Source organism: Rhizobium sp. R86522 (assembly GCF_042466255.1).
Lineage (GTDB): Bacteria > Pseudomonadota > Alphaproteobacteria > Rhizobiales > Rhizobiaceae > Allorhizobium.
On sequence record NZ_JAXHBX010000001.1, the window covers coordinates 3882501 to 3895296 of the forward strand.

Consider the following 12796-nt stretch of genomic DNA (forward strand, 5'->3'; position numbering starts at 1 on the left):
TATCTCCCGAGATCATGTCCAGGGCGAACTGGCGGAGCTGGTCAAGGGTCATCGTGGGCGCCGGAGCGGCGAGGACATCACTTTGTTTAAATCCGTGGGCGCGGCGCTCGAGGATCTTGCCGGCGCGATCCTCGCTTACGAGACCGCCAGCCAGGACAGTGCAGCTTCGTGACACCTTCGCTTCCGCTTCTTCCGATCAGCGATCGTCTCGACCAGCTCGGCATGGCTCTCGCGCAGGGCAACCGGGCGGTGCTGTCGGCGCCCCCCGGCGCCGGCAAGACGACGATCGTTCCCTTGCATCTGCTTGGCCAGCCCTGGCGTGGCAACGGCCGGATCATCCTGCTGGAGCCTCGGCGACTTGCCGCACGGGCGGCCGCGTCCCGAATGGCCGGGCTGCTCGACGAAGCCGTCGGCGAGACCGTTGGATACAGGATGCGGCTGGACAACCGGATCAGTGGCCGGACGCGCATCGAGGTGGTCACGGAAGGCGTCTTCGTGCGCATGATCCTCGACGACCCGGAATTGACCGGTGTGTCCACCGTCCTTTTCGACGAGTTCCACGAACGGTCGCTGGACGCCGATCTCGGACTGGCGCTGGCGCTCGATGCCCAATCGGCGCTCAGGCCGGATCTGCGGATCGTCGTGATGTCGGCAACACTGGATATCGAGCGCATCGGGCAGTTGCTTGAAGATCCACCTGTCATCATCAGTGAGGGGCGAAGCTTTCCGGTCGAGATCCGCCACCGGGACCGCTCGGGCGACGAGCGGATTGAAGATGCGGTCACCGCGACCATTTTGAAGACGCTGTCGGACGAAACGGGATCGATCCTCGTCTTTCTGCCGGGACAGGCGGAGATCCGGCGGACAGTCGAGCGGCTTGAAAACAGGATCGGGCAGGATGTCGTCATCACACCTCTCTATGGCGTGCTGAGCCAGGCGGACCAGGACGCGGCGATTCGTCCGGCGGCACCGGGCAAACGCAAGGTCGTGCTGTCGACATCGATCGCGGAGACCTCGATCACCATCGACGGTGTGCGCGTGGTCATCGACAGCGGGTTGCAGCGGCTTCCCGTGTTTGAAGCATCGACAGGGATCACGCGTCTCGAAACGGTCCGGGTGTCCCGAGCTTCCGCCGACCAGCGGGCCGGTCGCGCGGGGCGAACGGAACCGGGGATTGCGATCCGGCTCTGGCATGCTGGACAAACAGCAGCCCTTCCTGCCTTCACGCCACCTGAAATCCTGTCGAGCGACCTTTCCGGCCTTGCGCTGGATCTTGCCCATTGGGGGGTTGCGGATCCAGGCCAGCTCCTTCTCATCGACATGCCGCCTGAGGCTGCCCTCAAGGAGGCGCGCCAGTTGCTGATCGGGCTCGGGGCGCTCGACGAAAAGCTGCAGTTGACCGCCAAGGGGCGACGCATGCGGGATTTCGGACTGCCACCCCGGCTGTCTGCCATGGTGCTTGGCGCGTCCGAGCATGGCGAAGCCCAAGCCGCCGCAGAGTTGGCGGTTCTCCTCACCGAACAGGGACTGGGCGGCAATGATCTCGATCTCGATGAGCGGCTGAGGCAGTTCCGCCGGGATCGCGGCGAGCGGGCCCGCAATGCCCGCAATCTCGCACAGAGGCTGTCGTCCGGCCTCAATCACCGTGAGGAAGGCAATATAGCGCCTGTTTCCGCCGGCGCCCTGCTCATCCACGCCTTCCCGGACAGGATCGCGCGCCAAAGGGGTGGGCGCGGCCGGTTCGTCATGGCCAATGGCCGGGGAGCAGAGATCCCCGCATCGGAACGCCTGGCGGGTGCCGAGCTGCTTGTCATCGCCGATCTGACCGGCAAGGCGGCGCAGGGGCGTGTGCTCGCAGCAGCCGAAACCTCACACGGCGACATCGAGACACTTCTCCCCAAGGCCATCACGACGTCGGAGGAAAGCGGCTTCGATACCGCGAGCCGCCAGGTGCGGGCACGACGGGTGACGCGACTGGGCGCGATCATCTTCGACGAACACCCCCTGCCGAAGCCAAAGGGAGAGAATGCTGCCAGAGCACTTGCCGAAGGGGTCCGCCTTCTGGGTGTCGCCGCCCTGCCCTTCTCGAAGGCGGCGGCCCAGTTGCGACAGAGGCTCGGCTTTCTTTACCGAAGCCTCGGCGAGCCATGGCCGGATACCAGCGATAACGGTCTCATTGCGAGGCTGGACGACTGGTTCGTGCCCTTCCAGTCGGGCGTGACGAGCTTTCAGGAGATCGGTGCCGGCAGCCTGCATGACGGACTGATGGCGCTGGTCCCTGGAGGATCGCAGCGGGAGCTCGACCGGCTCGTCCCGACGCATTTCACCGCGCCGACCGGACAATCCCATCCGATCCGCTACGAGGGCGATGAGCCTGTCCTGCAGATCCGGGTGCAGGAGCTTTTCGGGTTGAAGACGCACCCCACGATCGGCGGCGGCAAATTGCCACTGCTTCTGGAGTTGACCTCGCCCGCCCATCGACCCATTCAGACAACACGGGATCTTCCGGGGTTCTGGACCGGATCGTGGAAGGATGTGCGCGCCGACATGCGTGGTCGCTATCCGAAGCATCCCTGGCCAGAGGACCCTGCTGCGGCAGATCCCACGACACGAGCGAAACCCCGCGGAACCTGATGGCGCGGCAGAACAGGGAATAGTGATGACCATGGATCTGGCAGCCAAATTCGGTCCGAGCAGCCGGCGCCTGCGTCTCGAAACCCTGGTGAAGCTCCGCTGGGTGGCCGTAGCGGGGCAATTGCTGACCATTCTGGTCGTGGCGCTCTGGTTCGAATTTCCCCTGCCGCTCGTGACATGTCTGGGGCTGATCGCCGCACTGGCTGCGGCCAATTCGTTGATGTCGGTGGCCTTCCCGCCCACCTACCGCCTGGAGCCGGCGGCAGCCTTTGCGGTGCTTGCGCTGGATCTCTTCCAAATGGGTGCGCTGCTCTTCATCACCGGCGGGCTCAACAACCCGTTTGCGCCGCTGATCTGCATTCCCGTCATCATCTCCTTTGCGTCGCAGCCGAGCCGTCACTCGATCGCGCTTTTTGTAACCGCGCTCGCCTTCATCACCCTGCTTGCGTTCACACCCTATCCCCTGCCCTGGTTCGAGGGTCGCACGCTCGAGGTGCACCCGCTTCTGCAGCTCGGCATGTGGAGCTCTATTGTCTCGATGACGGCCTTTGCCGCCTTTTATGCCTATCGCGTCTCCCAAGAAGCGACCCTGCTTGCCGACGCCCTGACCGCGACCGAACTCATCCTGCAGCGGGAAAAGCATTTGCATCAGCTCGATGGTCTCGCAGCAGCGGCTGCGCATGAACTGGGTACACCGCTGGCAACGATCAGCGTGGTAGCCAAGGAGATGGAGCGGGATCTTGGTCAGGACGAGCGCTACCGGGAGGATGTGCAGCTGCTGCGTAGCCAGAGCGAGCGCTGCCGCGACATCCTGCGCCGCCTGACCTCGCTCGCCACGGAAGGCGAAGCCCACATGCGCGAGCTGCCGCTCTCCTCGATGATGGAGGAGGTCATTGCGCCGCATCGGGAATTCGGGGTGAAGGTTGAGCTGATCGAGCTGTCCGACCGGGCACTCGAGCCGGTCGGGACCCGCAATCCCGCCATTCTCTATGGTCTCGGCAACCTGCTCGAGAATGCGGTCGATTATGCCAAGTCCAAAGTCATGGTCAGCGTGGAGCATACAGCCGCCGAGGTAACCGTCACGATCGAGGACGACGGAGCCGGTTTCTCCGCGGGGGTCTTGCAAAGAATTGGCGAGCCCTATGTTACAAGCAGGCAGAATGAAACGCGCGCCGGGGGTCTCGGCCTTGGGCTGTTCATCGCAAAGACACTGCTCGAACGGTCCGGAGCCAGCCTGCGCTTCGAAAATCGCAGCCCGGAAGGGTCCGGGGCGCGCGTCATGGTGATCTGGCCCCGTGAATACATGGAATTGGACACGTCGTTATGACTTTACCTGTAGGGTCTTGGCACGCATAAGGTCGGCAGCGAAGTTTTTGGAACAGTCGCAGGAACGAGAAGATGGCAGACGCAGCATCACAGGTCGCAAAACCAGCCGCCGGCACGCAAGCAGCGGGCAGTCACGATCTCGGCCCTGACCCTTCGCTGCTGATCGTCGATGACGATGCGCCGTTTCTGCGTCGCCTGGCGCGCGCCATGGAAAGCCGCGGCTTCACGGTGGAGCTCGCCGGCTCCGTCGCCGAGGGCATGGCGAAAGTCAAGGAAGCAGCACCTGCCTATGCCGTGGTCGATCTGCGGTTGGGTGACGGAACCGGGCTCGACGTCATCGAGGCGATCCGGGAGCGCCGTTCCGACACACGGATCATCGTGCTGACAGGTTATGGCAATATCGCCACGGCCGTTACCGCGGTCAAACTCGGGGCGCTCGACTATCTGGCGAAGCCCGCAGACGCCGACGATGTCTATCTGGCACTGACCCAACGACCAGGCGAGAAGGCCGAGATCCCCGAAAACCCGATGTCGGCCGACCGGATCCGCTGGGAGCATATCCAGCGCGTCTATGAGAGCTGCGAGAGGAATGTCTCCGAGACAGCTCGTCGCCTCAACATGCATCGCCGGACACTGCAGCGCATACTGGCCAAACGCGCCCCGAAGTAATCAGACAGACTTGAGCTGGGCCGCCCATTCCGCGGCCATGAGCCTCTGGGCGGCAGTCCTCGAAAAATCGAGGGTAACCGACTTCCGCGTTGCAGGCGGAAGGCGGTGCTCGGGAGCGTCCCGCAACAGGTGGCCCGAATACCCATCCGATAGAAAGAGGCCGCAGTCTTCCGGGAAGATCTCGAGAGGCACACCGGCGTGGGTGGCAAAAAACAATCGGTCGCAGTAGCGACGATAATCCGGCCATTTCCGGTCGACGCGAAAGTCCTCGACCGAGGATTTGATCTCGACGATCCAGATCTCGCCCTTGTCTGAAAGGGCGATCAGGTCAGCACGACGTCCATTGGAGAGCGTCAGTTCCGGCAGGATGGCAAAACGCATCTCCGCCAGAAGGATCTGGACACCACGCCGAATCATCATGGCGCGATCCGACTGCCGCCCGTCGATTAAGGGGTTGTTTACTGCGACAGAGACTAAGGTCATGGACAACTCCGCTCCGCACGCTCAAGTCTGTTGCAAAAAAGCAATGCGGAGTCATTTTGCAGCGCCGAAGACATTCGGCGGAAGTACGGCACTTGCGTCGCCGAGATTAATTCAAAATAAACCATAATCAAAGATGGTCACAAGACCGTCTCTCAGCCATCACCCACGAGCTTTATCATGCGCTTCCGCAACATCTTGACCGCGCTTGGCCTGGTTATGTCCCTAGGCCTCGCGGGCTGCACAACGACGACCGGCGACAAGGCCGAAGTGGCCGAAACCACCAAGGTCGAGATCTTCAGCGACACCTATGGTTCGGTAACGGATGCAGGTTATGCCCTGCCGGCGATTCCGATCCAGAAAGTCGACAAGAAGTTTCACCGACAAATTGTCGATTATGCGACCAAGGAAAAACCCGGCACGGTCGTTGTCAACACGCGCGAGCGCTTCCTCTATTACGTGCTGCCGCGCGGCAAAGCGGTCCGTTATGGGATCGGCGTCGGCAAGCAGGGTTTTGCTTGGCAGGGTGAGGCCTATATCGCCTGGAAGCAGGCCTGGCCGACCTGGCATCCGCCGAAGGAAATGGCGGAACGGAAGCCCGAAGTCGCCAAGTATGTCGAAAAGGGCATGGAACCCGGCCTGCGCAACCCGCTCGGCGCCCGCGCCATGTATCTCTTCAACGAGAAGGGACAGGACACGCTGTTCCGCCTGCACGGCACGCCGGAATGGGCATCGATCGGAACGGCTGCTTCGTCGGGCTGCATCCGCATGATGAACCAGGACGTGATCGACCTCTACAACCGCGTCAAGCCGGGCCGGAACTCCAAGGTCGTGGTTCAGCAGTAAGCTGCACAGAAGCAGAATACGAAAAGCCCCGCCGGAGCGATCCGGCGGGGCTTTTTCTTATCGGCAAAGGCCGGCTGTCAGGCCGCAGACTTTGCCTTCAGCTCGATGCGGCGACGATGGAGAACAGGTTCGGTGTAGCCGTTCGGTTGCTCCCTGCCCTTCAGCACGAGGTCAAGCGCCGCCTGGAAGGCAACCGAGCCGTCGTAATCCTTCGCCATCGGCACATAGACCGGGTCAGTGGCATTCTGGTCGTCGACAACCATCGCCATGCGCTTCAGCGTCTCGACGACCTGTTCTTCCGTTACCACGCCGTGATGCAGCCAGTTTGCCATGTGCTGGGCGGAGATGCGGAGCGTTGCGCGATCCTCCATCAGACCGACATTGTTGATGTCCGGCACCTTGGAGCAGCCGACGCCCTGGTCGATCCAGCGGACGACATAGCCGAGAATACCCTGGGCATTGTTGTCGAGTTCCCGCTGGATTTCTTCCGGGGTCCAGTTCGGACGCGTCGCGACCGGAACCGACAGAATATCCGACAGCTTGGCGCGCGAGCGGGACTTCAGGCTTTCCTGAACGCCCGCGACATTGACACTGTGATAGTGTGTGGCGTGCAGCGTTGCTGCCGTCGGCGACGGAACCCAGGCCGTGTTGGCCCCGGCCTTCGGATGGGCAATTTTCTGCTCCAGCATGGCCGCCATCAGATCCGGCATGGCCCACATGCCCTTGCCGATCTGGGCATTGCCGGACAGGCCGCATTCAAGGCCAATATCGACGTTCCAGTTTTCATAGGCTGCGATCCAGGCGGCCTGCTTCATGTCGCCCTTGCGGATCATCGGGCCCGCTTCCATCGAAGTGTGAATTTCGTCGCCCGTGCGATCGAGGAAGCCGGTGTTGATGAAGACGACGCGGTCTCGGGCCGCGCGAATGCACTCCTTGAGATTGACGGTGGTGCGGCGCTCCTCGTCCATGATCCCCATCTTGATCGTGTTGGGAGCCATGCCGACGAGTTCCTCGACGCGGGAGAAGATCTCGCAGGCGAAGGCGACCTCTTCTGGACCATGCATCTTCGGCTTCACGACATACATCGAGCCTGCGCGGGAGTTCTTCCGGCGGCCATTCGGGCCGATGTCATGCAGCGCGACGAGAGCGGTGATCGCGGCATCCAGGATGCCTTCCGGCACCTCATGGCCGTCCCTGTCGGTGATCGCGGGATTGGTCATGAGGTGACCGACATTGCGGATGAGCATCAGAGATCGGCCCGGCAGTGTCACCTCACCGCCGTCAACGCCGGTCAGTTCGAGGTCATTGTTCAGGGAACGGGTGAAGGTCTTGCCGCCCTTCGTAACTTCCTCCGTCAGGTCACCCTTCATCAGGCCGAGCCAGTTGGAATAGACGGCGATCTTGTCCTCGGCGTCGACGGCCGCGACCGAATCCTCGCAGTCCATGATGGTGGTGAGTGCCAATTCAAGCCCGACATCGGCGATGCCGGCGGGGTCGTCCTTGCCGATCAGGCTGTCTGGATCGACGAAGACGAGGGTGTGCAGGCCATTGGTGCGGAAATAGAGGCGGTATGCCTTTTCGCTCTCACGCTTGAAGCCGACATATTGGTCGGGACTGGAAAGGCCTGTCCGGCCGCTGGCGGTCTCGACGAAGAGCGCGCCGTTTTCAAAGTCGAAGCCTGTAACGTCAGCCCAGCTGCCGCCGGCGAGCGGCAGGCTCCGGTCGAGAAAGGACTTCGCCCACGCCACGACCTTGCCACCGCGAACCGGATTGTAGCCCTTGCCCTTGTCCGCGCCATCAGCCTCGGAAATCGCATCCGTGCCGTAAAGCGCGTCGTAAAGCGAACCCCAGCGGGCATTGGCGGCGTTCAGCGCATAACGCGCGTTCATGACCGGCACGACGAGCTGCGGACCGGCGATCGACGAAATCTCCGGATCGACATTGGCCGTCTCGATCTTGAAGTCGGGGCCCTCGGGCAGGAGATAGCCGATTTCACGCAGGAAGCTTTCATAGGCGGCGAGATCGGCGGGCGCGCCGTTCTTGCGATACCAGGCGTCAATCTGGGCCTGCAGGTCATCCCGCTTGGCGAGCAAGGCGCGGTTTTTCGGCGCCAAGTCGTGAACGATCCGGGAGAAGCCGGCGAAGAAGGCATCGGCCTCGACTTGCGTTCCCGGGATCGCCTGGGTCACGATGAAATCGTAGAGGCGCTTGTCGATCGAAAGGCCGTGAGCTTCAATAGATGTCATGACGTCATTCCTCTTACTGGACTGGCTTTGGCACGCAGCATGGCTGAAACCGATTAGCAGTCAATCCGTCACAAATAAGAAATATTGTTTCCAAAATCGAAAGTCAGCCGCGTGCAGTCCTGGGGCGACCCGAGGCCGTCGCCGTGATCCGCGCTTCCACGAGCTTGCGGCGTCCCTCGATCTCAGGTGCATCGAGCTCCTCCCGGATGATCAGCACGACATCCACAGCACCACTGGCTTCGGCCCTTGCACGCGCGAGTTCGGTCGCCCTTGTCCTCGCCCTTTCCAGGGCAACGGCTTCATCCGTCGCCCGCTCGCTGTCGCCGCCGCCGGTGATCATGAAAAGCCCCTCCTCCGGCGATCCGACAGTGACGGAAACACTGCTGCGCACCTGCCCGACGACAGCGCCGACGGCATTGGCCACATCGGCATCCGCAGGCACGGCGACATCGGAAGCCAGCATCTCGGCGATCGCCGGGTAGTAGACGCCGGCCGAGGCACCGAGGCCGATCAATGGCCGGTCGAGCGAGAGGTTGAAGCGGGCGATACCCGCCTGTCGCTTGAGCGCGCGATCGATCAGCACCGATTTCGCAGGCTCGATGTCGGCAAGGCCATCTTCGGCAAGCGCTGCGGAGAGAATGACTTCGGCCGACTGGCGCGTCAGGCGATCAACGATCAACTGGGCAAGCACTTCCGGCGATGACGCGATCGGCTGGCCAGAACCATCCTTCTGTCGGATCGCCAGCGCCATGCCGAGTTCGGCCGCCTTGCGATCCCATTGGCCCTGACGCCCAAGGACATGCATGGCGTCGGATGGCGTGAGCCCACAGAGATGCACGAGGCCACGGGCGACGAGACGGTCGAGTGTCGCCTTCTGCTGGGTGAAGCTGATCAGCTGGTCCAGGGGAAGCGGCACGCTGCCGATCTTTTGAAAGAGTGCTGCCTCCTGCGGCTGGAGACCGGCCGCCAGATGATCCGGGACGCCGGTGCGGACCGCGAAGCGCCCATCGTGACGTCCGAGATGTGGCGCGCGGAGCTGGCGCTCGAGTACGTCAGTGATGGACGCTCCATGCAGGGCTGCCGCAAGGCTCAAGGGGACAAGGCGGCGTGGGCCGAGGTCGATCTTCGCCGCAAGGCCCCGGTCGTCAAAGCGGACTTCCGAATCGCCTCCAAGGCCAAAGGTGCGCATGGCGACTGCTTCCACCATGGTTCGGTAACCGCCGACGACGGCGCCATCCTGATCAAGCCGCGGCTGACCGGCCTCCATGACGGCGACGTCGGTCGTCGTGCCACCGATATCGGACACGACGGCATCATCAAGGCCGGTCAGGTGGCGTGCGCCGACGAGGCTCGCGGCGGGACCGGAGAGAATGGTCTCGATCGGTCGCAACCGAGCTTCGGCTGCCGAGATCAACGCGCCGTCACCACGCACGACCATCAGTGGCGCATGGATGCCGCGCTCCCCGAGATAGCGCTCGGCAGAGCCGATCAACCGGTCGATCATCGAGACCAGGCGGGCATTGAGAAGGGTTGTCAGTGCCCGTCTTGGCCCGCCGAGCTTGGAGGAAAGCTCGTGGCTGCAGGTGACGGGCAGGCCGGAATGCCGGCGAATGATCTCGCGCGCCCGCTGCTCGTGCGCCGGATTGCGAACCGCAAAATAACCGGCGATCGCGAAGGATGAGACATTGGCCGAAAGCTCGGGCAGTGCTGCTTCCAGCGCCGCCTGGTCGAAAAGTGTCTCGGTGCCATGAACGTCATGACCGCCGGCAATGAAGAGGACCGGATCATTGCCAAGCGCATCGGCCAGGCCATCGCGCTTCATATCGTCTGGCCCGAACCCGATCATGATCAGACCGGCGCGGCCGCCCTGCCCTTCCACCAGCGCATTGGTCGCGAGCGTCGTCGACAACGAGACGAGGCCGATCGCCGAGGGATCAATTGCTGATTCGGCAAGCACGCTTTCAAGCGCGCCGGAAATGCCGATCGACAGGTCGTGCCGGGTGGTGAGCGACTTCGCCTTGGCGACGATCCCATGCGTCTCGCTGTAGATCACGGCGTCCGTGTAGGTGCCGCCGGTATCGATGCCCAGCATGTAATCGGATGTCACGCAGTCTTCCCCATCTTCCCCGCCACTACGGCGACGCATCCCTTATGGCACAGGGCTTAGTGCGATTTCCAGCGAGGGAGCGGCAGGAACACGCCGCATTACGGCTTGCGCGGCGTGACCCGCATCGGCAGGCCGCCAGCTGGCTGGGTGGTAAGCTTCTGAACCGGCCAGGGTTTCGTCTGCGGCGTCGTCGCGAAACGATATCGCTGCATCAGCACCGCGAGCGCGATCACGGCTTCCTGTAACGCAAAGGTGGCGCCGATGCAGACGCGTGGACCGGCGCCAAATGGCAGATACTGAAAGCGGCCGATCTTCTCGCGCTCCCATGGCAGAAAGCGGGAGGGGTCAAAGATCCGTGGCTTGTCCCAGTAAAGCTCGTGGCGATGCAGCGTCCAGGGCATGACAAGGACAGTGGCGCCCTTCGCAATCTCGACGGTCTCGCCACTGGGCGCCGTATAGCGATCGTCGGCGATCGCATCGCGGTTGATTGAGGGCGCCGGCGGATAGAGCCGCATCGCCTCTTCGAAAGAGGCTCGCACATGCGGCATCTGCTCAAGCCAATCGACCGGATCGGCGCCGGACGCTATGACCTCATCGATTTCCCGCTCCATTGCGTCCATGACATCCGGACAGTGGGCCACGCAATACAAGGTCCAGGCCAGGGCACGCGCCGTCGTCTCGTGCCCGGCCCCGATGAAGGTCAGGATATTGTCCTCGATCTCTTCCGAGGTCAGACCGTCAGGTCCTTCCAGCTCGAGAAGCAATGTCAAGAAATCGTCCGGTGCGTTCTCCCGATCCGTCTTGATGATGGCCCGGCGGTGATCCATCGTCCGTCGCACGAGTTCGCGGAACTTGCGCAAGACGCCGAGACCCCGGATTTGGGTCAGGCGCGGGATCCATCTCGGAGCTTTCAACAAGTCCAGCGGATCGATCCGTCCCATGCTGTGCAGGAGATCGTCGACATCCTTGGCGAAATCGCCCTGTTCGGAGACGATCCCGCCGGAGAAGAGAGTTTCGGAAAGGATCGCATAAGTCAGTTCGGTCATGTCGACGGCGATATCGCGGACGACGCCCTCGGTCCCCGCTTCGTAACGTTCAAGAAAAAGTTCGCTCTGCTCGCGCATCTGGCGGGCGAAGCCGCGGGCATGGCGAGGAGTGAAGACCGGCGCCATGGCCTTGCGCGAGCGTTTCCACACGGGACCTTCGGCCGTCAGTAGGCCATCGCGCAGAATGGGGCGCAGGACAAGCTGGCGGATCTCGGACATCTCGTAATTCGAGGCGTTGTCGACGAGCACATGGCGGATCAGACCTGGGTCATTGGCAATGATGGTGGTCTGGCCAAAAAAGCGAGTGACGATCCAGGGCCAAGTGTAGGACGGCTGCCCCCAAAGTTCGAGCGGGTTCCTCAGCACTGTGCGGATGATTTCCAGTCGGCTGGGCGGGACCGTCCGCGGCACAGGCGCCGGCGGCTCGAAAGTCGATTTGCGCAGACTGGCGTCCATGTGATGCTCCCTCGAAGGGTTGGAGCCCCCCTGAAGGAATTAGAGCAGGGACTCCAACTCGTCCAGCCGATCATTGATCAGCCAGCCGTAATAGTTTTCTTCCGGCCAATTCGCCGCACCGCTCACCCGCTTTGCCGCCAGAGCACGGGCCCGCTGCTGCGAGCCGCCAATGTTGAAAAGCGTCGCCGTAACACCCGGGTTCCCCGAGATATCGACATCTGCGATCTGTCTGTAGTCGTCAATCGACTTGCGGATGACCGCTGCCATGAAGGCGAGCGAGATGTCGGGATCCATGATCGCCTTGTAGACGCCCGCCGCGTCGTTCTCGTCGAGCCGGGCATAGCCGGACTTCTGATGCACGAGATCCGACAGCATGAGGGCCGTCAAAGGATTGATTTGCCCCAGACCAAAGGTCTGACCCGCATAGAAGGGCTGGAAGAACACGGCGCTGAAGCGATTGTTCGGATAGGACTTGCCGCCGACGGATTTGCCGCGGAAGCGATCCTGCCACACATCTTCGCGGCAGGTCCAGAGACGGTAGGAGTCAGAATAGCCGTTGCATTCGGCAAATTCCGGCCGGCCGACGAAGTCGGCAATGCTCTCGTCCTTGTAGCCGAATCGGAAGCTGTTGCCGGCGTAAGACGCGGCCTTCACGTAATAGCTCTGGAGGCTGTCATAGGCGTCGACATTGTAGGTGTGCTCGCCGACGATGGCACCCACCATATGGATGGGCGCAATGCCATAGGCGGCGGCCGTCTTCTTGAGCTTGCCCACCAGCTTCGAGTCCGTCTTCAGGAGATCGCGGACCTTTTCATATTTCAGATCGAAGCTGGTCTTGCCCGCTTTGGTACGCCGCACGGAGGCGCCGGGAATGGCCGGCTGTTCGGCATTGCGATTTCCCGAGGGGACCTTGTCGTCAGCAAGCGACACTGCGGGCACAAGCCCGGCGAGCGTAATGGCGACGATGAGATTTCTTGCAATAGTAA

10 protein-coding genes (1 of these 10 running past the window's edge) are annotated in these 12796 nt (G+C 62.5%); 5 read left to right on the top strand and 5 right to left on the bottom strand.

All coding sequences use genetic code 11. The features are described from left to right. The 4 genes from SJY08_RS18820 to SJY08_RS18835 form a co-directional block, all read left to right on the top strand. Positions 1–172 carry the 3' end of an ornithine cyclodeaminase family protein gene (locus SJY08_RS18820; RefSeq protein ID WP_377277549.1) on the top strand. The gene continues 782 nt to the left of window position 1, outside the view, so the window shows 172 of its 954 coding nt (coding positions 783–954); the start codon falls outside the window, past its left edge; it ends in the stop codon at positions 170–172. Further along, positions 169–2634 (top strand): ATP-dependent helicase HrpB, encoded by a 2466-nt coding sequence (hrpB, locus tag SJY08_RS18825; RefSeq protein ID WP_377277551.1) that lies wholly within the window; start codon positions 169–171, stop codon positions 2632–2634. The genes SJY08_RS18820 and hrpB overlap by 4 nt, the downstream gene beginning before the upstream one ends. 25 nt (positions 2635–2659) lie before the next feature. Then, the gene (locus tag SJY08_RS18830; protein ID WP_054149969.1) at positions 2660–3961 is read left to right on the top strand and encodes an ActS/PrrB/RegB family redox-sensitive histidine kinase; all 1302 of its coding nucleotides are present in this window, start codon (positions 2660–2662) and stop codon (positions 3959–3961) included. A 71-nt stretch (positions 3962–4032) separates the two neighbouring features. After that, entirely contained in the window at positions 4033–4629 is a 597-nt protein-coding gene (locus SJY08_RS18835) for an ActR/PrrA/RegA family redox response regulator transcription factor (RefSeq protein WP_054149970.1), read from the top strand. Here SJY08_RS18835 and SJY08_RS18840 read toward each other — a convergent pair whose 3' ends face one another. After that, positions 4630–5112, bottom strand: a complete 483-nt coding sequence (locus SJY08_RS18840) for an MmcB family DNA repair protein (protein WP_054149971.1) — start codon at positions 5110–5112, stop codon at positions 4630–4632. A gap of 177 nt (positions 5113–5289) precedes the next feature. Here SJY08_RS18840 and SJY08_RS18845 point away from each other — a divergent pair, with 177 nt between their 5' ends. Next, on the top strand, positions 5290–5955 hold the full coding sequence (locus SJY08_RS18845; protein WP_054149972.1) for a L,D-transpeptidase: 666 nt from the start codon (positions 5290–5292) through the stop codon (positions 5953–5955). Between the two features lie 77 nt (positions 5956–6032). Here SJY08_RS18845 and SJY08_RS18850 read toward each other — a convergent pair whose 3' ends face one another. From SJY08_RS18850 to SJY08_RS18865, 4 genes are all read right to left on the bottom strand, one after another. Next, positions 6033–8201: a malate synthase G gene (locus SJY08_RS18850; RefSeq protein WP_377277554.1), complete on the bottom strand. Its 2169-nt coding sequence runs from the start codon at positions 8199–8201 to the stop codon at positions 6033–6035. Positions 8202–8304: 103 nt separating this feature from the next. Further along, positions 8305–10308, bottom strand: coding sequence for a hydantoinase/oxoprolinase N-terminal domain-containing protein (locus SJY08_RS18855; protein ID WP_377277556.1), 2004 nt, complete (start codon positions 10306–10308; stop codon positions 8305–8307). A gap of 98 nt (positions 10309–10406) precedes the next feature. Further along, the gene (locus tag SJY08_RS18860) at positions 10407–11810 is read right to left on the bottom strand and encodes a cytochrome P450 (RefSeq protein WP_377277558.1); all 1404 of its coding nucleotides are present in this window, start codon (positions 11808–11810) and stop codon (positions 10407–10409) included. A 39-nt stretch (positions 11811–11849) separates the two neighbouring features. Continuing rightward, entirely contained in the window at positions 11850–12776 is a 927-nt protein-coding gene (locus SJY08_RS18865; RefSeq protein ID WP_377278666.1) for a DUF1402 family protein, read from the bottom strand. Positions 12777–12796: the final 20 nt, after the last annotated feature.

Excerpts from the sequence above, each read along its gene's own strand:
- SJY08_RS18830 (WP_054149969.1), top strand. The coding sequence starts at position 2,660 with ATGACCATGGATCTGGCAGCCAAATTCGGTCCGAGCAGCCGGCGCCTG.
- SJY08_RS18860 (WP_377277558.1), bottom strand. The coding sequence starts at position 11,810 with ATGGACGCCAGTCTGCGCAAATCGACTTTCGAGCCGCCGGCGCCTGTG.
- SJY08_RS18845 (WP_054149972.1), top strand. The coding sequence starts at position 5,290 with ATGCGCTTCCGCAACATCTTGACCGCGCTTGGCCTGGTTATGTCCCTA.
- SJY08_RS18850 (WP_377277554.1), bottom strand. The coding sequence starts at position 8,201 with ATGACATCTATTGAAGCTCACGGCCTTTCGATCGACAAGCGCCTCTAC.
- SJY08_RS18835 (WP_054149970.1), top strand. The coding sequence starts at position 4,033 with ATGGCAGACGCAGCATCACAGGTCGCAAAACCAGCCGCCGGCACGCAA.
- SJY08_RS18840 (WP_054149971.1), bottom strand. The coding sequence starts at position 5,112 with ATGACCTTAGTCTCTGTCGCAGTAAACAACCCCTTAATCGACGGGCGG.